General features: G+C 56.1%; 24 protein-coding genes and 1 pseudogene. 17 read left to right on the top strand and 8 right to left on the bottom strand.

Annotation, left to right across the window (positions count from 1 at the left end):
• The first annotated feature begins 68 nt into the window (after nt 1–68).
• The 10 genes from petB (at nt 69) to NC979_RS15630 (ending at nt 7,125) form a co-directional block, all read left to right on the top strand.
• A complete protein-coding gene (gene petB, locus NC979_RS15675; protein ID WP_190517156.1) occupies nt 69–737 on the top strand; it encodes a cytochrome b6 in 669 nt (222 codons plus the stop codon).
• Between the two features lie 156 nt (nt 738–893).
• A complete protein-coding gene (gene petD, locus NC979_RS15670) occupies nt 894–1,376 on the top strand; it encodes a cytochrome b6-f complex subunit IV (RefSeq protein ID WP_190517154.1) in 483 nt (160 codons plus the stop codon).
• Between the two features lie 132 nt (nt 1,377–1,508).
• Entirely contained in the window at nt 1,509–1,955 is a 447-nt protein-coding gene (locus tag NC979_RS15665; protein WP_190517151.1) for an ATP-binding protein, read from the top strand.
• Nucleotides 1,956–2,038: 83 nt separating this feature from the next.
• A complete protein-coding gene (locus tag NC979_RS15660; RefSeq protein ID WP_190517148.1) occupies nt 2,039–3,253 on the top strand; it encodes a glycosyltransferase in 1,215 nt (404 codons plus the stop codon).
• 84 nt (nt 3,254–3,337) lie between these two features.
• Entirely contained in the window at nt 3,338–3,733 is a 396-nt protein-coding gene (locus tag NC979_RS15655; protein ID WP_190517146.1) for a hypothetical protein, read from the top strand.
• A 216-nt stretch (nt 3,734–3,949) separates the two neighbouring features.
• A complete protein-coding gene (gene def, locus NC979_RS15650; protein WP_190517143.1) occupies nt 3,950–4,519 on the top strand; it encodes a peptide deformylase in 570 nt (189 codons plus the stop codon).
• A 74-nt stretch (nt 4,520–4,593) separates the two neighbouring features.
• Nucleotides 4,594–4,791: a hypothetical protein gene (locus NC979_RS15645; RefSeq protein ID WP_190517140.1), complete on the top strand. Its 198-nt coding sequence runs from the start codon at nt 4,594–4,596 to the stop codon at nt 4,789–4,791.
• Between the two features lie 102 nt (nt 4,792–4,893).
• Nucleotides 4,894–5,784, top strand: a complete 891-nt coding sequence (locus NC979_RS15640) for a M23 family metallopeptidase (RefSeq protein ID WP_190517137.1) — start codon at nt 4,894–4,896, stop codon at nt 5,782–5,784.
• Nucleotides 5,785–5,871: 87 nt separating this feature from the next.
• On the top strand, nt 5,872–6,672 hold the full coding sequence (locus NC979_RS15635) for a peroxiredoxin-like family protein (protein WP_190517135.1): 801 nt from the start codon (nt 5,872–5,874) through the stop codon (nt 6,670–6,672).
• A gap of 66 nt (nt 6,673–6,738) precedes the next feature.
• Nucleotides 6,739–7,125, top strand: a complete 387-nt coding sequence (locus NC979_RS15630) for a DUF1622 domain-containing protein (protein WP_190517133.1) — start codon at nt 6,739–6,741, stop codon at nt 7,123–7,125.
• A 163-nt stretch (nt 7,126–7,288) separates the two neighbouring features.
• On the opposite strand, the gene NC979_RS15625 is transcribed toward NC979_RS15630, so the two are convergent.
• A complete protein-coding gene (locus NC979_RS15625) occupies nt 7,289–8,653 on the bottom strand; it encodes a hemolysin family protein (protein ID WP_199308741.1) in 1,365 nt (454 codons plus the stop codon).
• 164 nt (nt 8,654–8,817) lie between these two features.
• Between NC979_RS15625 and ureE the strand changes: the two genes are divergently transcribed.
• Nucleotides 8,818–9,288, top strand: a complete 471-nt coding sequence (gene ureE, locus NC979_RS15620) for an urease accessory protein UreE (RefSeq protein ID WP_190517130.1) — start codon at nt 8,818–8,820, stop codon at nt 9,286–9,288.
• Nucleotides 9,275–9,988 (top strand): urease accessory protein UreF, encoded by a 714-nt coding sequence (locus tag NC979_RS15615; RefSeq protein ID WP_190517128.1) that lies wholly within the window; start codon nt 9,275–9,277, stop codon nt 9,986–9,988. Before ureE ends, NC979_RS15615 begins: the two co-directional genes overlap by 14 nt.
• A gap of 69 nt (nt 9,989–10,057) precedes the next feature.
• Here the strand turns inward: NC979_RS15615 and ispG are convergent, their stop codons facing one another.
• Together ispG and NC979_RS15605 are read right to left on the bottom strand one after the other, a co-directional pair.
• The gene (ispG, locus tag NC979_RS15610) at nt 10,058–11,299 is read right to left on the bottom strand and encodes a (E)-4-hydroxy-3-methylbut-2-enyl-diphosphate synthase (protein ID WP_190517125.1); all 1,242 of its coding nucleotides are present in this window, start codon (nt 11,297–11,299) and stop codon (nt 10,058–10,060) included.
• 166 nt (nt 11,300–11,465) lie between these two features.
• Nucleotides 11,466–12,170 carry an MBL fold metallo-hydrolase gene (locus NC979_RS15605; protein ID WP_190517122.1) on the bottom strand — a complete coding sequence of 235 codons (705 nt, stop codon included), beginning with the start codon at nt 12,168–12,170 and terminating at the stop codon, nt 11,466–11,468.
• Between the two features lie 142 nt (nt 12,171–12,312).
• Between NC979_RS15605 and NC979_RS15600 the strand changes: the two genes are divergently transcribed.
• Together NC979_RS15600 and NC979_RS15595 are read left to right on the top strand one after the other, a co-directional pair.
• Nucleotides 12,313–13,782 (top strand): site-2 protease family protein, encoded by a 1,470-nt coding sequence (locus tag NC979_RS15600; RefSeq protein ID WP_190517120.1) that lies wholly within the window; start codon nt 12,313–12,315, stop codon nt 13,780–13,782.
• A 32-nt stretch (nt 13,783–13,814) separates the two neighbouring features.
• A complete protein-coding gene (locus NC979_RS15595; protein ID WP_190517117.1) occupies nt 13,815–14,213 on the top strand; it encodes a hypothetical protein in 399 nt (132 codons plus the stop codon).
• 48 nt (nt 14,214–14,261) lie between these two features.
• Here the strand turns inward: NC979_RS15595 and NC979_RS15590 are convergent, their stop codons facing one another.
• Nucleotides 14,262–15,653, bottom strand: coding sequence for an NCS2 family permease (locus tag NC979_RS15590; RefSeq protein ID WP_190517114.1), 1,392 nt, complete (start codon nt 15,651–15,653; stop codon nt 14,262–14,264).
• A gap of 540 nt (nt 15,654–16,193) precedes the next feature.
• Here NC979_RS15590 and NC979_RS15585 point away from each other — a divergent pair.
• Nucleotides 16,194–16,349 (top strand): hypothetical protein, encoded by a 156-nt coding sequence (locus NC979_RS15585; protein ID WP_190517111.1) that lies wholly within the window; start codon nt 16,194–16,196, stop codon nt 16,347–16,349.
• Nucleotides 16,350–16,695: 346 nt separating this feature from the next.
• Here the strand turns inward: NC979_RS15585 and NC979_RS15580 are convergent, their stop codons facing one another.
• On the bottom strand, nt 16,696–17,169 hold the full coding sequence (locus NC979_RS15580) for a hypothetical protein (protein WP_190517108.1): 474 nt from the start codon (nt 17,167–17,169) through the stop codon (nt 16,696–16,698).
• A gap of 341 nt (nt 17,170–17,510) precedes the next feature.
• Between NC979_RS15580 and NC979_RS15575 the strand changes: the two genes are divergently transcribed.
• Nucleotides 17,511–18,026, top strand: a complete 516-nt coding sequence (locus NC979_RS15575) for a DUF1499 domain-containing protein (RefSeq protein ID WP_190517106.1) — start codon at nt 17,511–17,513, stop codon at nt 18,024–18,026.
• Here NC979_RS15575 and NC979_RS15570 read toward each other — a convergent pair.
• Complete coding sequence (locus tag NC979_RS15570; protein ID WP_190517103.1) at nt 18,015–18,233, bottom strand: hypothetical protein; 219 nt, start codon at nt 18,231–18,233, stop codon at nt 18,015–18,017. The genes NC979_RS15575 and NC979_RS15570 overlap by 12 nt on opposite strands.
• A 324-nt stretch (nt 18,234–18,557) precedes the next feature.
• Between NC979_RS15570 and NC979_RS15565 the strand changes: the two genes are divergently transcribed.
• A complete protein-coding gene (locus NC979_RS15565; protein ID WP_190517101.1) occupies nt 18,558–20,039 on the top strand; it encodes a cytochrome P450 in 1,482 nt (493 codons plus the stop codon).
• A gap of 259 nt (nt 20,040–20,298) precedes the next feature.
• On the opposite strand, the gene NC979_RS15560 is transcribed toward NC979_RS15565, so the two are convergent.
• Nucleotides 20,299–20,472 carry a transposase gene (locus NC979_RS15560; RefSeq protein WP_278002565.1) on the bottom strand — a complete coding sequence of 58 codons (174 nt, stop codon included), beginning with the start codon at nt 20,470–20,472 and terminating at the stop codon, nt 20,299–20,301.
• A 352-nt stretch (nt 20,473–20,824) separates the two neighbouring features.
• Nucleotides 20,825–20,965 (bottom strand): annotated as a pseudogene (locus NC979_RS15555) (photosystem II q(b) protein); the annotation flags it as partial.

Genomic DNA, 20,965 nt, shown 5'->3' with positions numbered 1-20,965 from the left:
GTTGCCATTACGGCTATGTTACATTTTTCATTGACGGCAATTATTGAATATATAGAGTTACCCGCTTCATGTTTACTAAGCAAGTTACCGACTCTAAGGCCTTCCAATGGTTTAACGAGCGGCTAGAGATTCAGGCCCTGGCCGATGACGTCTCTAGCAAGTATGTGCCGCCCCACGTCAATATTTTCTATTGCCTGGGTGGCATAACCCTGACCTGCTTCCTGATCCAGTTTGCCACTGGGTTTGCGATGACCTTCTACTACAAACCCACGGTCACTGAAGCCTTCAGTTCTGTGCAGTACCTGATGACCGACGTCAACTTCGGTTGGCTGATCCGGTCTATCCACCGCTGGTCCGCCAGCATGATGGTGCTGATGATGCTTCTCCACGTGTTTCGGGTGTATCTCACTGGCGGCTTCAAGAAGCCTCGCGAGCTGACCTGGGTAACCGGCGTGGTGCTGGCCGTCATCACGGTGACCTTTGGCGTTACTGGCTACTCCCTTCCCTGGGATCAGGTAGGTTACTGGGCGGTGAAGATTGTGTCTGGGGTGCCCGGTGCCATTCCTGTGGTGGGCTCTACTGTGGTTGAGCTGATGCGCGGCGGTGAGGCCGTTGGGCAATCGACGCTGACCCGCTTTTACAGCCTGCACACCTTTGTTCTGCCTTGGGCGATCGCGGTGTTCATGCTGCTGCACTTCCTGATGATTCGCAAGCAGGGTATCTCTGGCCCTCTCTAGGGTTCCAGAGCCGATGGGAGCCGTTGCTAAGGCAGGCTCCTGAGTGCGCAAGTGTTTGAGGGCATGACGTTTAGTTTCGGCTGTACCGATTGCACTGGATGAATGGTTTAGACTTTGGGCCTGGCCCAACTGGCTGTAACAGGAGAAGTTTTTTCAATGGCGACCATTAAAAAGCCGGATCTAAGCGATCCTAAGTTAAGAGACTTGCTCAAGCAGGGCATGGGCCACAACTACTACGGCGAACCCGCCTGGCCCAACGACCTGCTCTACATTTTCCCCGTGGTGATTTTGGGCACCATTGCCTGCTGTGTTGGGCTGGCTGTGCTAGACCCTGCACTGGTGGGTGAGCCCGCTGACCCCTTTGCCACCCCCCTAGAAATTCTGCCTGAGTGGTATCTGTACCCCACCTTCCAGATTCTGCGGATTGTGCCGAGCAAGCTGCTGGGTATTGGCGCGATGACGGCTATTCCTTTGGGGCTGATGCTGGTTCCCTTTATCGAGAACGTCAATAAGTTCCAAAACCCCTTCCGCCGTCCTCTGGCCACCACGCTGTTTCTGCTGGGAACTGCGGCAACCCTATGGTTGGGCATTGGGGCGACTTTCCCCATTCAGGAATCGCTGACCCTGGGCCTGTTCTAGGCGGCTAACTCTAGCCAACATGCAAGACCTGCGTAGAACTGTATCGTTTTACGCAGGTCTTTTTGCTGGAGGTGTACTCTTTCGCTAAGCTACGTTTAGGGAACTCTGGTAGGCGTTGATACAGGAGTGGCTATGGCACGGGTGAGCACCAGAAAAGAGCATTTGCAGGTGGCTAGCAAGCTGGATGTAGTCGCCCAGGTGCAGCGCTGGTTTCACGATACCTGTCGATCGCTAGAGGGAGAGTCAGCTTGGGTGAGCAACCACTGCGATCGCCTTGCCCTGGCCCTTACTGAAGGCTTTACCAACGCGGTGCGCCACGCTCATGCCCACCTGCCCGCCGATACTGACATTGACATCGACCTCTCCCTAGCCGCCGACTGCGTTGAAATTCGCATTTGGGATCACGGCGACCCCTTCAATCCAGAGCTACTGCCCGAACCCCAGCCCGGCGAACTGCTGGAGAGCGGCTACGGCTGGTTTTTGCTGCGCCGCCTGGCCGACAAGGTCACTTACCATCGCTCTAAGGATGGGCGCAACTGCCTGTCCATCGTCAAGTACGGCACTTTTCCTACCTATTAGGCCGCATTGGAAGTTGTTTGCCGCTGCCAAGGGCAGCGTTTTGGGTAGCCTAGGGAGACTTGGCTGTCTTTGTGCTGTCTGCTATGGGTTCTTCCGCTACTAATCAGCCCATTGTTCAGGGGGGCACTAAAGACAGGTTTACTGGAACCTCAACGGTTTCTCGCTCAGGGAAACAGGGATCGTTGGTCTTTGTCTTCCTCGAAATTTTTTCCTGGGAGGGGGGCATTCAGTCCTACGTCAAGGATGTGTTGGCGGCTTACCTAGAGCAGCCTCATCCTGCTCCCGCCGATGTTTTTTTGCTGCGGGATGGGCCAGACTGTCTAAATCCCTACGATCGCTCCCCTCTGCGATTTCACTATTTGGCATCGGCGTCGCCAGCGGTAGGGCGAGCCAGGCTGATTGCGGCACTGCTAAAGCATTTGATGCTCCAGCGACCGAGCCAGGTGGTCTGTGGCCACGTGCTGCTGCTACCGCTAGTCTCGACCCTTTGCCGCTGGCTTAGACTTCCCTACACGGTGATGATCTACGGCAAGGAGGTGTGGGAGCCGCTGCCCGAGCGCGAGCAGAAGGCACTACGCCAAGCCAACTGGATTTGGGCGATCAGCCGCTACAGCCGCGATCGCGCCTGCATTGCCAATGGTCTAGACCCGGACAAGGTGTTCATGGTTCCCTGTGCGGTAGATGGCGATCGCTTTAGCCCTGGCCCCGCTGACCCGGCTTTAGTGGAAGCCTATGGCCTGGCCGACTGCCGAGTGCTGATGACTGTCGCCCGCCTGTGGTCGGGGGATATCTACAAGGGTGTGGATGTCACGATCCGGGCGTTGCCCGCCATCGCCGCCGCTGAGCCTACGGTGAAATATTTGGTGATTGGCCGGGGTGATGATCAGCCGCGGCTGGCAGCTTTGGCTGAGGAGTTGGGAGTGAGCGATCGTGTCGTGTTTGCCGGGTTTGTGCCCACCGAAGCCCTGGTTGCCCACTACCGCCTAGCCGACGCCTACGTCATGCCCTCCCAGGAGGGCTTTGGCATTGTCTACCTAGAGGCGATGGCCTGCGGTTTGCCGGTGCTCTCTGGCGACCAGGATGGCTCAGCTGACCCTTTGCAAGACGGACGGCTCGGCTGGCGAGTGCCCCACCGCAACCCCGACGCGGTAGCTGCCGCCTGTATCGAGATGCTGGCTGGTCACGACCCGCGCTGTCAGAAAGCGTGGCTGCGGCAGGAGGCACTGGCGGCCTTTGGCACCTCGGCTCTAACCGGTCATTTGGACCGTGCGATCGCCCGCTCTTTAGTAGCGGAGTAACCGCAGCGCTAGAATACAGAGTTAAGGCCAGGGCTTGGCCAATGCGGTTTAAGCCCCTGCCCGTGCCGTGCGGAGAATGCCCCTGTGAACCCAAATAGCTCTAAACAAGTTCAAGTTAACTTTTCGGGCCTGGGCTGCTGGCTCACCCTGATTGGGGTGGTCTGGCTGCTGGGGGCCGTTGGTCTGGGCTGGCTGGTGAAGTCGCTAGCGGTGCTGGTGGTGCTGTTGCTGGTGGCCCCAGTGCTGGGATTCATCGGGCTGCGATTTTGGCTGCGGCGCAACCTGGTGCAGGCTGCCTGTCCGGTGTGCTCCACCAACCTAACGGGAATCAAGGGGGCCGAGACTCGCTGCCTCAACTGCGGCACCCCGCTGCACGCCGAGATTGACGGGTTCTCGCGAGTGGCAGAAGAAGGCACCATTGATATTACGGCGGTAGATGTCACTGTTGAGGCAAAACCTATCCTGCCTGAGGGAGATTAATACTTAACTAGGGTGATGGGACAGGCTTTAACCGTTTGGGGTTCGGGTTTAAGGCAAGCCACGCACCTAAGACCTTGCACTCTGGACCTTACTCCCCACCAACTCATCACCTCGTTTTGGCAGGCTCCTAGCCCGGCTACGGTTAACCGCTATGTCGAAGTGAGTCTGTGTTGTTAGGATAGAGACCATAACGCTATAACCCTGGACCCCATCCCTATGCCCGCCGCCATTCAAGTCGAAAAAAACAAGCTTAAGCAGCCGCCTTTGGAAATTCATACCATGGGCGATCGCGTGCTGCGCCAGCCCGCCAAGCGGGTGGCCAAGGTCGATGATGAAATTCGCGCCCTAGTGAAGGAAATGCTGCAAACCATGTACAGCGCCGACGGCATTGGTCTGGCGGCTCCCCAGGTGGCGGTCAACAAGCAGCTGCTGGTCGTCGATATCGACCCTGAGAACGCCGCGAACCAGCCCTTAGTGCTGATCAATCCCCAAATCGTCAAAGTTTCTAAGGACATTGCCACCGGCCAGGAGGGCTGCCTCAGCATTCCCGGCGTTTACCTTGACGTAGTTCGCCCTGCGGCGCTAGAAGTTGCTTACAAAGACGAGAATGGTCGCCCCAAAAAGCTCCAGGCCAACGAGTTGCTGGCCCGCTGCATTCTCCACGAAATGGATCACCTTGCCGGGGTGCTGTTTGTTGATCGGGTAGAAAACGCCTTGGCCCTCAACCAGGAGCTGAAAAAGAACGGCTTTTACGCCAAAGATGTGCAGCCGATCACAGCCCGTTAATCGCTTTAGGGCCGTGGTATGCTGCCTCGTTAGGGCCGGGAAATTGGCCCCCTTAGCCGTTTAGGAGAAACCCTGTGACCCCCAAGAGTGGCCTGTTGTTGGCTGGTTCCTGCGTTGCTGCGATCGCCGCAGTGGGCTCGATCTTTGAGCTATCCTCCGGTAGCCCTGACTGGGGCACGGTGCCGACCACCGTCATCCTTGGTCTCTGCGTGCCATTGGTGGGCGTATTGTTTTACGCGGCGGTCAAAGACGCTAAGGCTAACCAAGAGTAAGTCCATGGTTCTAGCCGCCTGCCTTGGAAGTCTTGGCAATTTTTGGCATCCTTCCCCTCCGAGCAGCGTCTACTATAGAAACCATTCATAGAGGACGGAGCCATGGAGCCGAACCAAGATACTCCTTTGCTGACCCGGCGATCGCTGTTGGCCTCCACCGCCGCTGGCTCACTGGCCGTGCTGCTGAGTCGTCCGGCCCAGGCCTACGACGTGGTGCTCAACCCCACAGCTCCAGAGCTGGGTGACACCATCTCAGTAATCGTCATTCCCAGAGATCCGACCGCCACGACGCCCCCTAAGGTGACGGTCAACGATAGCCTTGAGTACCCCACCTTCCCCATCAGCGGCAATCGGTTTCGGGCGCTGGTGCCCACCAGCCCGCTGAATCCTCCTGGTCGCATGGTAATTCGGGTGATCGGCACAGAAGAAACCCGCAACCTGGCAGTGGGGCTCAAAAATCGCAACTTCCCTACCCAGCGCATTACTCTGTCGCCGAGTCAGAGCGACCTGGGCACTCAGCACGAGTTTGATCGGGTCGCGGCATTTAAGAATATCGTCAGCCCCGAGCGCTACTGGAATGGGCCACTGGTACGACCCAACGAGGGCCGCACCAGCACCCAGTACGGGGTGCGCCGCTACTACAACGGCGTCTTTGCCCAAGACTACTACCACCGGGGCCTCGACTACGCCTCTCCGACTGGCTCGCCTGTGGTGGCTCCCGCTGCCGGACGGATTGCCCTGGTGGGACGGTTAGCGGACGGGTTTGAGCTGCACGGCAACACCGTGGGCATCGACCACGGTCAGGGGGTGCTCAGCATCATGATTCACCTTAGCCGCATTGACGTTAGCGAAGGGGCCATGGTGCAGCCAGGGCAGGTCGTTGGAGCCGTGGGCAACACTGGCGCAGCTACCGGACCGCACCTGCACTGGGGACTGTATGTCCATGGGGTGTGTGTAGATCCAACCCCCTGGCGCGATCGCGGCTTTGAGTAGATCGGATAGGTGAATGAGTGGATGGGTAAGGGGTGATAGCGTGTGCACTGCTCACTATCTAAAACAGCATTTTCAAACGATCGCCCCATGAACAATTCCAGCAGTTACGAAATCTTGGCTCAGACCCAGCGGCAGCGGGTGAGCGATGGAGAAACAGTGCCTTTGATGAGGGGCTGTGAGGGATCGGCCCAAACTTTGGTGCTGGTATGGCCTCAGCTAGGTGACTTCGACAGCTTGGAGTATGCCTGGTGGTTGCAGCGCGAGACCGATACTCTGCGCCAGCGGGGCATTGCCGTGCGGGCGGTGGGCATCGGCGATCGCGCCTCCGGCCAAAAATTCTGTGACTATACCGGCTTTCCTGCTGCATCTCTGTTTGTCGATCAAACTGCTGCTCTGCACCGCGAGCTGGGCCTATACCAGGGGCTTACCCTCAACCTGCCGGGCTTGCAGCCTGGGCCAGCCGCCTGGCTGAATTTGATGCTGATGTGTGCGGGTATTGCCAGTCCAGGGACATTGAGAGAGGTGCTGCGGGGCTATACGGGCGATCGCCGCGCCCCCCAGCTCATCGGTGACGACGAAGTGGTCAAAGCCGGACCACTGCCGCCGCTGACCGGCAAAGCCTTCGCCGTTGTTGGAGGCAGCGGCTTTCAGCGACCCATAGAACTGGCTACTCTGCGCCTGCGCAACATGACTGAGGTGCTGAGTAACTGGAGCACCTACGTGCCCAACGCTGCCTACCTCACCCAGCGAGGTGGCACCTTCTTGTTTGATGGACAGGGAAATTTGCTGTACGAGCATCGCGATCGCGGCATTCTTGGCTTTGCCGCCACCATGGCTAACCCCCTCGCCTTCTTGGATGACCTAGCTCCCGTGGTGAATATTTCCTAGCGATCGCCCAATACCGACACCAGCCGCCATCCTGATAACCTTGAGGTTTGACATGGGGTGGTTGCCGTGGTTGAGCCTTTAGAGCAGCTGCTAGAAGAGATTGTCCTCCTCACCACGTTTTGTTTAGAGGCAATTTCGGTGCTGTGCGTCGTGGTCGGGCTGTTTAAAACGGCACTCCTAGCCGCCCGTCTGATCCAGCGGTACCGGGGTGACGAGTTTCCTTTCAATCAGGTGCGGCTGAGGTTTGGGCTATGGCTGGCCCTTGCCCTAGAGTTTCAGCTAGGGGCCGACATTCTCTCTACCACCGTGGCCCCCACCACCCAAGACCTGATCAAACTGGCCTTGATTGCCGTCATCCGCACCTTCTTAAACTACTTTTTAGGCCGAGAAATGGCTACCGAAATGGTCCTGGTGAAGGAGCAGCGGCAGTTGGACAAGGACGTGACGGAGTAGGAAGTAGGGGGTGAGGTAAATAGGGAGATTGGAGTGGGAGGATTTTGAGTTTTGAGGCCACACCCTAAACCAAAACTTCAAAGTTCAAAACTAAACGTTTCTCCTCCGGAGACGCTACGCGAACAAAACTCTCTCCCCCATACCCCATCACTCCCCTATACTCTTACTCCCTCACTCCCCTACTTCCCATCTCTTCGTCCTCCTCCCCCCAGTCCGACTCCGATCGCGGCGGCAAGTTTTGCAGCAGCACCTTGTCCACTCGGCGGCCATCCATATCGACGACCTCAAACCGCAGCCCTTCCCATTCAAAAAAGTCACCAGCATTGGGAATGCGACCCATGTGCCGAATGACGAAGCCCGCCAGGGTGTGGTAGTTGTCTTCGTCTTCGCTCAGTTCTTCGCGGTTGAGCAGGTCTTTCAGGTCATCTACCGGCAGTAGGCCGTCGAGCAGCCAGGAACCGTCATCCCGCTGGGTCATCATCGGGTCTTCGGCATCTTCTAGGGAAGGCAGATCGCCCACGATCGCCTCTACCACGTCGTTGAGGGTGACTAGCCCCTCGACGCCACCGTACTCGTCGAGCACCATGGCAAAGTGGGTACCCGAGGCTTTAAACAGCTCTAGCACCTTGAGCACATAGGTGCTCTCAGCCACAAACAGGGGCGGTTGCACCAGGCTAAGCAACGTCGTCGGTTCGGCGTTTTGACTGCGGTAGTTGGGCAGCAGAGCCTTGAGCGACACTACCCCCACGCAGTCATCGATGCTGTTCTTGCACACCGGAAAGTGGGAGTGGGCGCTCTGCATTACCAGCTCGCTGTGTTCGGTAAATGAGGCGTCTACATCCAGCCATTCAATGTCGGTGCGGGGGGTCATAATCGAGCGAATTGGGCGATCGCCCAGTTGCAGCACCCGTCCCATCATTTCTTGCTCGGCTACCTCAAAGGTGCCAGCTTCGGTGCCCTGGTCGATCAGCAAGCGCAATTCTTCTTCAGTGATAGCAGCGTCAGGGCGTTCCTTGAGCCCCATGAGATTGACGAGAAAGCTAGTTGACATACCCAGCAGCACCACAAAAGGAGTTGCCAGTCGAGACAGACTCTTCATGGGGCCAGCCACCTGGCAGGCAATGGCCTCGGGATAGCTGAGGGCAATGCGCTTTGGCACCAGTTCGCCCACCACCAGCGATAGATAAGTAATTAGCCCTACCACGATCGCCAAACCGAGCACATCGCTATAGGGAGCGAGAACGGGCACCTGATTAAGGATCTGGCTTAGGTTGGCGGCCACCGTGGCTCCCCCCAGGGCACCGCTGAGAATGCCAATCAGCGTAATGCCAATCTGTGCAGTCGATAGAAAATCGTTGGGGTTGTTGGCCAACCTGAGGGCCAGCCGTGCCTTGGCGTTACCTCGCCGAGCCTGGTGTTCTAGGCGAGCCTTGCGAGCCGACACCAGGGCGATTTCTGACCCTGAAAACACCCCATTGGCCACGATCAGCAGAAAAATGAACACACTTTTGAGGGCAATATCGGACATAGGGGGAGGTTAACGATGAAAAAGGAAGATAACAGTGAGCTAGCCTAAACCACAAAACCGTATGACATCTATAACAGGTTTACTACTCTGTATTGAACGGCATATCCGCCTGCTGTGGTAAAACGATTTAGTTGCTGGCTCCCTATCCTATTCCCTGAGCTGTTTTGCTGACTGTCAATCGTATACTGTCCCCCGATAGGGCCGCCCCTGTAGTAGCCACCCTGTCACTGACGGCGAGCGATCGCGCTAAATCTCGCCACCGCTTCACCGCAGACGATGGCACCGCCGTCTACCTCAACCTGCCGCGCGGCACCGTACTGCGCGGGGGCGATTTGCTTGGAGGCGATGCTGAGACAGTCATTCGCGTTGTGGCTAAGCCAGAGCCAGTAGTGGTCGTCAAGGCCGACTCTGGCTTTGACCTGATGCGGGCCGCCTATCATTTGGGCAACCGCCACGTTTCGTTAGAGCTAGCCCCAGACAGCCTTAAGCTAGAGCCCGACCCCGTGCTCGAAGCCATGCTGCAACAGCTGGGTAACTTAGAACTCACCACCGCCACTCTGCCCTTTGAGCCCGAGGCTGGGGCCTATCGCACTGCTGCCCCTAGCCCCTACGGCCACAGCCATGACCACAACTAAAGCTCAAGCCCTGCTGCGGCTGCTACAGCTCACCAGCCCAGCCTTGCCGGTGGGGGCCTACAGCTATTCTGAAGGGCTAGAGACCCTAGTTGAGCAAGGGGTGATTGCGACCTCGAACGACATGCTGCATTGGCTTACCCAAGAGCTGACCTACGGCTTGGTCGTTCTTGACGGTGCCGCCGTGGGGTTAGTTCATAGTGCTGCCGCTCAGGCTGGTTTGAGGGCTCAACCGGGAGAGGCCACTACCGAGGCGATCGCTCAGCTCAACCACCAGCTCTCGGCCCTGCGCGACAGCGAAGAAACCCGCCAGCAGAGCTGGGATATGGGCCGCGCCCTGGTGCGTATGGGCACCCATCTACACCCCGATCTCAAACCCTGGTTTAGTGCAGCGGGCAGCCCCTGCAACTTTGCTGTGGCCTTTGCTCTGGTGGCAGCTCGATGGGAGATTGATGCCCCATCGGCGGTGCTGGGCTACTTGCATAGCTGGGCCGCTAACCTGGTGACCAGTGCGGTCAAGCTGATTCCCCTGGGACAGACTATGGGGCAGGAGATGCTGCTGGAGCTATACCCAGTGTTGGAGGCGACGGGCGATCGCGCGATCGCCACCCAGGCCCTAGATGAACTCTCCCTCAGCAGCTGGGGCACATCGCTGGCCACCATGCAGCACGAAGTTCTTTACACACGTCTGTTCCGGAGTTAGCAGCAGTTCCAGGGGCAAAGGCCAAAGCTCAAGGTCTCACCTGCACCCCTGCACCTAAGCCCTTATCCCCTAAACCTTGGCATCTGGCTCTACCCAGCGCCCATCGGCCTTGATCAGGTTGATCAGCTCCGCCACGCCCTGATCCTCCGGCACCTTCTTAATCTCGTCGCGGCCCCGGTACAGCGAAATGTAGCCGGGGGTTTTGCCCACATAACCGTAGTCGGCATCGGCCATTTCACCTGGCCCATTGACGATGCAGCCCATCACCGCAATATCCAGCCCAGTGAGGTGCTTGGTGGCCTCGCGCACCTCATGGAGCACGTCTTCGAGGTTGAATAGGGTGCGACCGCAGGAGGGGCAAGCCACGTATTCCACCATAGTTTTGCGAAGGCCTAGCGCCTGCAAAATGCTGTAGCATACCGGAATCTCTTTTTCCGGCGCTTCCGTCAGCGAGACGCGAATGGTGTCGCCAATGCCCTGGGCCAGCAGGGTGCCGATGCCCGCAGTAGATTTGATCCGGCCATACTCGCCATCGCCCGCTTCGGTCACACCTAAGTGCAGGGGGTAGTCCATGCCCAGCTCATCCATGCGGTGGCACATCAGCCGGTAGGCGGCTACCATCACCGGCACGCGCGAGGCCTTGAGCGAAATTACCAGGTTGCGGAAGTCGAGGGATTCGCAGATGCGAATAAACTCTAGGGCGCTCTCCACCATGCCCTCGGGGGTGTCGCCGTAGGTAAACAGCATGCGCTCGGCCAACGACCCGTGGTTGACGCCAATGCGCATTGACTTACCCTGATCGCGTAGAGAGACCACCAGGGGCTCTAGGGTTTCGCGAATTTTGGTGCCGATGTCTTCAAACTCGCTCTGGGAATAGCTGGTGCGGCCTGCCTGGGGCTTTTCAAACACGTAGAGGCCGGGGTTAATGCGTACCTTGTCCACATGTTTGGCTACCTCTAAGGCAATCTTCATGCCGTTGTGGTGCACATCTGCCACCAAGGGCACGGGCTGGTAGGTGTCTTCTAAAATTTTGCGAATGTCGGCGAGGGCCTTGGCGTGGGCCATGCTGGGCACCGTGACGCGCACAATTTCGCAGCCGATCTCGTGCAGGCGGCGAATGGCGGCGGCAGAGCCCTTAATATCCAGGGTGTCTTCGTTGATCATCGACTGCACCACCACCGGGTTTCCGCCGCCGATGGTGATACTGCCCACGGGCACCGGGCGAGTTTTGCGGCGGTGAATGGTGGTGTCGAAGGGATCGAAGGCGTTAGATACAGAAGCTTGGGAAACGGGATTGGGAAGCGTTTGCATAGCCTGGGCTCAATGGTTGCCGGTGCTTAGATTTTGGGGAGCTTGGGCCGGTGCTGACCCTCACACATCCACCTCCCAGAGTGCCACAGAATGGCCGCTAGAGGATGCTAGAGCCGCAAATACTGGCCCCAAATTGTAGCTAAATGTGCTGCTAGATGCATTGCCCTCAAAGCAATGGCTGCACCCCTTGATAGGTGTCGATATTAATCTGCTGAAGCCGTTCGTAGGCGCGATCGATAGTACGCTGCCCCCGCAAAAAGCCCGTGCTCGCCCCCGGACAGATGTGGGCTAGAGTACCGCTTGAAAAGCGGGTTTTTAGCAGCTCCACCTGATGGAGCTGGCGGGGCCAGTGGAAGGTTTTGGAGAGGCGTAGCGGTTCTGGCTCACCCGTTCGGCTGGGCAGCAGGTGCCGTCCGGTAAATAGTACGCCGCCATAGGCGCGGTAGTAGAGGCAGGCCGACCCCGGCGAGTGGCCCGGAGTCCAAAAAGCTTCTAGCTCGGGGCTAAATGTGAAGCTGTGGTGAAACGTGGTGGTAGGGGTGTCTGGCAACAGGTAGGCCTCCTGCTCTTGCATCACCACTTCGCAGTCCAAGGCTTTTTGAATAGCTGCCGCCCGACCCATGCCGCCCCGATGGGTAATGAACAGCTGTTGCACCCCACCCTGGGCCGCCAGCCAGGCGCGGTTGTCCTCATCCCAGGCCGGAGCATCAATGAGTAGATTGGCAGGCAGGCCCTCGGCAGTGTTGTTTACAATGAAGTAAGCCGTAGCTCCCTGGGTGTCGCGGTTGGGAGCAAAGGCATAGACGGTGTCAAACACCGGGCGCGGAGCCTTGGGGCTGGGGGATGAAACCGGCGCTGAAGCTGCTGTCATGGAGGCGGGTAAGGGGTGAGAAAAACCGTTGAAACGCCTATACTAGCTGAATCGCGCCCCCGTCGCCCGCGCTAATTTCGTTGGATCAGCCGCCTCAAAACGGTGATTCTGGCTTCGATCGTTGCACTCCACTGGCTACTCGATGGTGTTTTTCTGGCTTATAGTTCTTGGTCTGCTGACCTATGTGCTGCTTCAGCGCAGCGTTAGCCGCATCACCCGTACCCCCGTGTGGCTGCTGTGGCTGGTGATGATGCTGCCAGCATTTATTCTCACCGCCTGGGTAATGGTCAACGGCAGCGAAAAGCCTGCCCCCACCGGGCTGCTGCTAGGTCTATTTATTGCCTGCCCGATTCTCTACTGGGCGCTGATTCAGAAGGGGCGCATTGACCCACCCAAAGCGGCTAACGTCGAGGGCGCGATCGCAGACGCCAAGCTACTGACACCACCGCCCAAGCCCGTCCCACGTCCCATCGACAAAGACGAAGAGGCGATGCTGCAGGGCTGTTTCCCCTGGTCGGTGTACTATCTGCAAAACATTGAATATCGCCCTCAGGCCATGATCTGTCGGGGCCAGCTGCGCTCTACGCCCACCGTGGCCTACGACACGGTGCGAGAGAATATTCGTCGCCACTTCGGCGATCGCTTCTTAGTCCTCTTTCAGGAAGGTCTTCAAGGCAAGCCGGTGTTTGCCCTGGTGCCCAACCCTCAGGTGGAGAAGGGCGATCGCAGCAACCAAACCCTGACTCGTCCTGGGCTGGCCCTTGGCCTGTTGCTCGTCACCCTGTTTACTACCACCGCCGTGGGCACCTACCTGGCGGGCGTTACCGAAGAACAGCTCCAGGCCATGCCCGCGCTCATTCTGCAGGGCTTGCCTTACGCCTTAGGGCTGCTGGTCATTCTCGGCTGTCACGAGATGGGTCACTACCTGGCCGCCCGTCGCTACAAGATGCGGGTCACGCTGCCCTACTTCATTCCGGTGCCGTTTTTCTTGGGCACTTTAGGGGCGTTCATTCAAATGAAGTCGCCAGTGCCCAACCGCCGTGCCCTGTTTGACGTGGGCATTGCTGGGCCTTTGTCGGGCCTGGTGGTCGCGGTGCCGCTGCTGCTGTGGGGGCTCAGCCAATCCACCATCGTGCCCATTCCCGAAACCGGCGCTAGCCTGCTGAATTTTGAGGCCCTAGACCCTAAGGCGTCCCTGATGCTGACCCTACTTTCTAAGCTGGTGCTGGGGTCAGCGGTGTCGGCCGATGAGGCGATTCACCTACACCCAATCGCGATCGCGGGCTGCCTGGGTCTGGTGGTCACTGCCCTCAACCTCATGCCTGTGGGCCAGCTCGACGGTGGCCACATTGTCCATGCTATGTACGGCCAGCGGATTGGCGGCATTGTGGGCCAGGTGGCCCGGCTGTTGGTGTTTGGCCTCGCCCTGGTGCACCCTGAATTAATGATCTGGGCGATTCTGCTGTTCTTTATTCCGGCGGCAGATCAGCCTGCCCTCAACGATGTCAGCGAGCTAGACGACCGCCGCGACATGCTGGGACTGGTGGCCTTGACACTGCTGGTTATGATTGTGCTGCCAGCACCGGGCATTCTTACCCGGCTGCTGTATTAGCCCCAGGGCTGCCTGTTGTTCTGGTAACCGCCATGTCCCAAGACCTGACCCAGTGGATTACGGAGGTGCGCACCCTCCAGCGGCAGCTAGCCGACACCCAAAAAGAGCGCGATCAAGCCTACAACAGCGCCGCCAACTGGCGTCGTCTCTACGAAACTGAAGCCCGTCAACGGCGAGAAGAGGCCGCAGAGTTTCAAGCCCGGATCGAGACTCTGCAGCAGCGCCTCGATGCCGACCCCAGCGCTGTGCTGGAGAAAGATTTAGATTTGTCCACCGTCAACTCCCTGCAGGAGCTACAGCAGCGGCTCGATGGACTGGTGCAACAGTGCCAAGACCTCACCCAAAAATTGCAGGCTGAGCAAGCAGCCCACGCTCAAACTCGCCAAACCCTGACCGCTGCTCTGGGCGACACCTTCGATGCGCTGAAGTAGGGGCGTTCCTACTGCGCCCCTACTCCCAGAAGTTGTTAGGGTTTACCCCTAGCCGCCTGCCACAAAGATGTACCGCAGCAAGAAAATAGCGGCCAAAATCCACATACCGATGGTGGTCTGCGAGGTTTTGCCCTGGAAGGCTTTCATGAGAGGATAGGCAATCAGCCCCATGGCTAGACCTTCAGCAATAGAGAAAGCCAAGGGCATCATGATGATGGTCAAAAAGGCGGCGATCGCATCGGCGGGCTCATCCCAATCGATATTCTTAGCTGCCGACATCATCAGCACCCCCACAATAATCAGCGCCGGGGCGGTGGCAAAGGCCGGAATGCCCTGCAACAGAGGAATAAATAGCAACGACGCCAAAAACAGCACCGCGACCACCAGGGCTGTAAAGCCGCTGCGTCCCCCTTCGGCAATGCCCGAGGCTGACTCAATGTAGGTTGTCACCGTTGAGGTGCCCAACACGGCCCCAGCAGTAGTACCCACGGCGTCGGCCATAAACGCCTTTTCCACCCCGGGGAAATGGCCCTCGCTGTTGATGTAGCCCGCCTTAGAGCCCAGCCCAGTCAGGGTGCCAATGGTGTCAAACAAATCCACAAACAGAAACACAAAGACAATGCTGACCATTTGCCAGAAATTGATGCGGAACAGTTCCCCCAGTCCGACAAAGGCCTGACCAAACAGATCGATCGGGGCCGGAGGCACTGCCATCAACCCCGTCGGCCAGGGCGACACCCCCAAAACCCAGGCCAACACCGAAGTTCCCAAGATCCCCCACAGCAGCGCCCCCGTCACCCGCCGAGCGAATAGCGCTGCGGTGATCGCCAGACCAAGCAGGGCCATGGCCGTTTGGGGCGATCGCAGGTTGCCCAGGGCCGTCAGCGTGGCCTCCGACGGCACAATAATGCCCGCGCCCTTTAGAGCAATGTAAGCAATAAACAGACCAATTCCCGCTGTGGTGGCGTGCTTCACCGCATCGGGAATGGCCTCCACAATGTGGCTGCGCAAGTTAGAAACGGTCATGAGAATGAAAATGACTCCCTCAATCAGCACCGCCGCCAGGGCCACCCGCCAGTCAATTCCCAGACCCAGCACCACCGTAAAGGCAAAGTAAGCGTTGATGCCCATCCCAGGAGCCAGGGCAAAGGGCAGCCTGGCATAGAGCGCCATGACCAAGGTGGCCAGCGCTGACGACAGGCCCGTGGCCATCACTAGTTCCCCAAACAAATCTCCTGACTCGTTGAGAAAGATCGCGTTTGACAAAATAGCTGGGTTCACAATCAAGATGTAGGCCATCGTGACGAAGGTGGTCAGCCCTGCTAGCGATTCAGTGCGAAAGTTGGTGCGATGGCCCGCAAAATCAAAAAACTCAGCAATTCTGTTTCCCGGCCCCGAATTCGGTGGCGCCTGCGGCAGTTGTTCAGTAGGCTGGCTCACGGTAGACCTCCTGATAGGTGGATAGGCAGTTGGCCATATAGACCCACAAGGCCCATAGACTCAGCTTTAGTCCACGACATCTAACCCCTGTGGATCTGCTATCAGAGCTACAATCTCTGCTTTTTTCTATGCAGTTATCTTCCCTAGCTCAATTCCTAAAGTTGGACGCTGGGAGGCTTTGAGCGAGCCATGATTACTTTCGCCAGGGCCAGCGAGTGCCCATTTCTGTAGCCGCTGACCAACCTAGGTACAGCACCAGCAGGGCAACGCCTAAAAGAAATGGGCCAAGATCATCGGGCATAGCTAGGGTGCTCCAGGGTGAACAAAGCTGCCCTTTAAACCCTAAACCATGGCGATCGCACTCACTGCCAGTTCAGCGCTCACCGAGCACAGAGAATGCCACACCGCTCTAAACACCCTAGGCTCACAGGGGCGATCGCCCCACTTGTAGAAGTAGAAGCCTCACCCCTTCATCAGCACTGCTAGCCCGTGGGGGTCTTATTTTGGGCACCCTAGGCCGGTTACCTTTGGATTAGAAGCATGGACGCCTTCGACCTTTGGGCTATGGCCCCTAATTACTACGGTGAGTGGGACAGTATTGCAGTAGCTATGGTGCTTTCCCTGGGGTTAGGTTGGGTACTTGCTGGCTTCCCAGGTATTCCCCGCACCTGGCTCAACGACGACTGGCGGCAGTAAATCACAACAGCCTTCAGTACTGTCTTAGGAATCCGCAGGTGACTGAGGCTACGACAGATCTCTTTCTAAATTCTTAACCCAGCTGCAACTACGGTTGGCTTTCTCAGAAGCCCAGCGAGTGAGGGCATGTGAGACTGCGATCGGGACCGGACTGGGGCTAAGGCATCTCCATTCAATTATTTTCCCCAGCGCCTCCTCACTTGCTGGTGTTGGGGGTAATAATCACTGTTCTAACTCCAGGCTGGCCACTAGAGCGATCACTGTTCCTGATGACTCGTTAGCTGGGTATGGGAGGAATGGCAACCAGCTACTACAACAATGAGCTAATTCTAGACTCAGTGCAACGTCAGGTTTTTTGCTTGCGTTCTGCTCTAGCTGCCTTGAGTTCTCTGCTCTTTAATTCGGCTGCTTGATAAGCATTCACGTAGTCTTTTCCCCCTAGCATCACGTCACCGTAATACTCGTAGGGCGGAGCACCGTAAATCGGCAGCGGAGGATCATCTGGGTAATCTTCCCGGGCCTCTTCAACAGAGGCTTTCAATGCCTTGATGCTGAGGCTTTGGGCGGGAAAGTAGTAGATTTCTTGCTGGGCCTTATTTATATGCGGTAGCGTCGGGTCGATAATATCTTCACCCAATTCAATCCAGGCGTGTTCGATAGGCTCATACTGCCCGTTATTCAAAACCACAAACCCTTGGACGTAGGTCGCTCCAGTCAGTGTTAGCACAGCTCGATGAGTGTTTTCAAAGGGAGCGCCTGCTTTGCTTTTGATTTGTTCAAAGATTTCGAGGGAAAGGGGTTCATTCAGGGTTGGGGGCATTGGGCATGATTTTAGAGTCGCTACTGCAGATCGTAAGCATCTGTGCGGCGTATGTCTATTGCCGCTAGGCCGATGTTCAGGTCGTTTAGTGAGTGCTAGCGCCAAAAGGTTTAGTCGTAGCGGGTTGGGGGTGCGATCGCACTTGAGATGCTAGGTAAGCCTGCTCAAGCAATGCAGTCTTGGTTTTGTCGCTGGCTCGGTGTAGACAGAACCTCTATGGGCAACCAATGCAGGGGACGCTTTTACCAGCGCAAGGGGGTTTCAAGCTGCGTTGAGCTGTTCTAGTGGTGCTTCGCATTTTTATCTTGGGCTATGGTGAGGTTGTACTTTGATGAACTCCTATGGCTTTAATCCTTGCGGGTCTTTTGGCGATTGCGTTGTGGGCCTTCCCGACTTGGTCAGCTTTTGCGATCGCAACTCCTGCCCCCCAGTCTCTGGGTGCCATTCCTGGCTTATCGGAGATATTTGCGGGAGAGACACCTAAACTCGGGATCACGGATGGCAAGCTGTTACTCTGCCCATCAACGTCTAACTGTGTCGTTAGCCAGGGTGCTGACAAAGACCACGCGATTGCGCCAATTGCCTACACAACCAGCCGGGAAAAAGCTCGTGAGCTACTAACTAAAGTGCTGGGTGTTGTGCCCCGTACTGAGATTGTGACCCAGCAGGAAAACTACATCCGAGCTAAGTCCACCAGCCGCATCATGGGGTTTGTAGACGATACTGAATTCTACTTGCCCGAGGATGAGCCAGTTATCCATGTTCGAGCAGCAGCCCGCTTAGGAGAATCTGATTTAGGCGTAAATAGACGGCGATTGGAGCAGATTCGCTTCGCCTTACAGGACTTAGGTATTTAGTTGGTCGTAGCCAGTGTTGGCAAAGCCGCCTGAAAGAGCATCGCATTTCAGTCTCGCTCGAGAATTCCTTATAGTTTTCTTAATAAAGCGTTCGAATGTTTTGTTTTTGACATTGGCTAAAACGTTATAGCCACTACAATAAACTTCAATTTTTGTAAATTCTTCAGGAACTGTAGTGGCTAGTGAGATACCGCTAGATTTAGCCATGATGCCGTTTGGCTTTACACAGGCGTGGCCTAATGCCCGATAAGGTTTGAACTAACAGCAGACTCAGTAGAATGGCGTGATCTGTGCCTCAGGAAAACCTAATTCCTTCAGTGCGGTGAACAAGCTGCTTTCTACGGTGCTGGAAATAAACTCAGCATCGTAATTTCATCTACCATCAAGCCAGTGGAATAACCATGTTACGCAAGTATGTCATTGATGGCCCTAAGCCTGGCAACAAATAAAAGGCAGGTTGTACGATATTAGCAAGGCAGTGACGACTCAGCACTGAATGACTGTATACAGTGATTTTAAGGAGTAGTCGGCATGATTAAAACGCAAGGTCTAGCCTCAGTCTTGGTTTTAGCTTCTACAGTGGCCGGTGGGTTAGGATGGCGCTGGCGACAGCAAGCACAGCGGCTTCAGTCATTGAGAGCGCTGCCCACACCACCAGGTCATTGGCCCAGTGGCAATGCCTTAGAATTAATTGCTTTAGCTAAAAACGGTAGGTTTTCACAGAAGTTTTTGGAATGGACCCAGCAATATGGCCCGCTGTTCGTAGTTTGGCTCTTTAATAATCCAATTTTGATAGTATCAAAACCCAAACTGATCGAGCAAATTCTTGTCCAGGGTCAGAGTGACGGCATCTTCGCCAGGAGTCCTAATTTTTATGGGGCCTATCAAGATGTCTTTGGAGTTCACATCGGCAATCAAAAGGGTCAAGAATGGAAGTGGCGGCGGCAGGCTGCTGCCCCGTCATTCAAGCCCAATCAATTTTCGCAAAAGCTAGACGTGATTGTTGATAGCTGTATGGGTGTGGTGGATGACATTCAGCAGCTCGCTTCAAAGCAAGAGATTGTTTGTGTCGACTCACTCTTTGTTAACTTAACTATGGGAGTAATTGCCCATTTCCTCTTGGGGGTGTCGCTGGATGGTAAACCAAACTTTGAGGGAGAGCCCCCCTTTGAGCCGCAGAAATTATACAAAGCCTTAGCCGTACTGGAAAAGCAGGTGTTGCTTCAGTCTGCGGGCAAAAGCAAATGGCTAAAGTATTTGCCGACTAAGGAAGGGCGCACATACAAAAATGCTCAACAATACATAGAAAATTTCCTTGCACCTCGCGTGGCTATGGCGCTACGGTTGGCTAGAGAGCCCAACGCTCAGTCTATAGCTGGGGTCAGTCAGCAGTTTCGAACCTTGATGCTGATTCAATTCGCAAAGAATCCCCAACACAATCTAGAAACTCTAGTTGCTGAAGCGAAAGCCTTCCTTTTTGCTGGTCACGATACCACGGCTCATACCTTATCGTTTGCTGTCGGAGCCCTGGAGTTGACCCCTACGGTACGCCAGAAATCCCAAGCTATTGTTGACGGAATTTGGCAGCAGGAAGGCTGCCTTAACACCTCGGTCATTAAGAAATTGACTTATATTGAGGCAATCGTTAAGGAGACAATGCGACTTTATCCCGTAGCGCCTGGCATTCCTTTAGTAGCCACTCAAGACACTGAAATTAACGGCATACAGATTCCCCAAAAAACAGGTATAGAACCCTTTTTCCTAGGCGCGGGTAGAGACCCCGAGATGTATCCCAACCCGGATGAGTTTCACCCAGAGCGCTGGCTTCAAGCAGATGAAGCAGAGGGCATGCCTGGGAAACAGCCCCTACACCTTGGCTTTTCTTTAGGGCCACATTACTGTCTCGGGGCTCCCTTAGCGCTTTTGGAAGCTACGATCATGCTTGCGGCTTTGCTGCACTACTTTGACTGGGAGTTGGTTAATGGTTCTACATCGCTAGAACAGTTTGATTAGAACTTGACTATCTTTCCGCGCGATCGCATGCCAGTAAGGTTCAAAGTGCGCTTATCTACCCAGCCACAGGCAAAATCACTGATTAGCCAACAGGGCCAGCATAGTCAGTTCTCACACGATTGCGATACTTTAAAGCCCTATCGACATTAGGAGAATGAATTAGTTTATGCTCCTAGAATTCTTCTGTTAGCTATAGCTATAGCCATAAAGGTTGCGACGTTGCAAGGTTAAGCACCTCTTCCATAGCAGCCCGTAAACCCTAAACATAGGGTAGAAGCTTGCGAATTCTGTTTTTCAACCAACCCCAGCACCTCTCAATCCGTTTTAGGTCAGGAGAACAGGGTGGTAGGCAAAGGAGTCTGCCTCCTGCGGCCTCAATTGACTGAGCAATCCGTCCGCCGTGGTGAAACGTGGCATTGTCAAGATCACCCAGGCTCCTAGTCGTAACTCGGACATTAAGCAGGTCTCCAGCAACGTTTCAAAGACACTTTGGTTGCGCGCTCCGCTTACCATCAACGGCGTAATCAGTTAATTGCCCTCGATACCCAGCAATCATGTTTATTAACCCTTGCCGTGCCCAGACGTGAGGTCATATAGCAATCCGTGGATAGATCTGGTCGTCAACGAAGGCTTGGTCAACGACTTTTCGAAAGGGTTAGCCGATCATCCACGGATTGCTATATTCCGTCTACTGCAATAAAGGTAGCTCCACTGGAAGCATACAAAAAGCGCCCCCTTTCGGGAGCGCTGTTGTTCTAATCAATCAGTGGGGTAGTCGTCGAGGACTAGCCGATGATTTCAGGCGCCTCAGCGGTAGCGAGGTCGAGGGGGAAGTTGTGAGCATTGCGCTCGTGCATCACTTCCATACCCAGGTTCGCCCGGTTGATGACATCGGCCCAGGTGCCAATCACGCGACCCTGAGAATC

Origin of the sequence: Leptolyngbya subtilissima AS-A7 (assembly GCF_039962255.1) — a bacterium.
Lineage (GTDB): Bacteria > Cyanobacteriota > Cyanobacteriia > Phormidesmidales > Phormidesmidaceae > Nodosilinea.
This window is presented reverse-complemented; position numbering and strand designations above follow the sequence as displayed.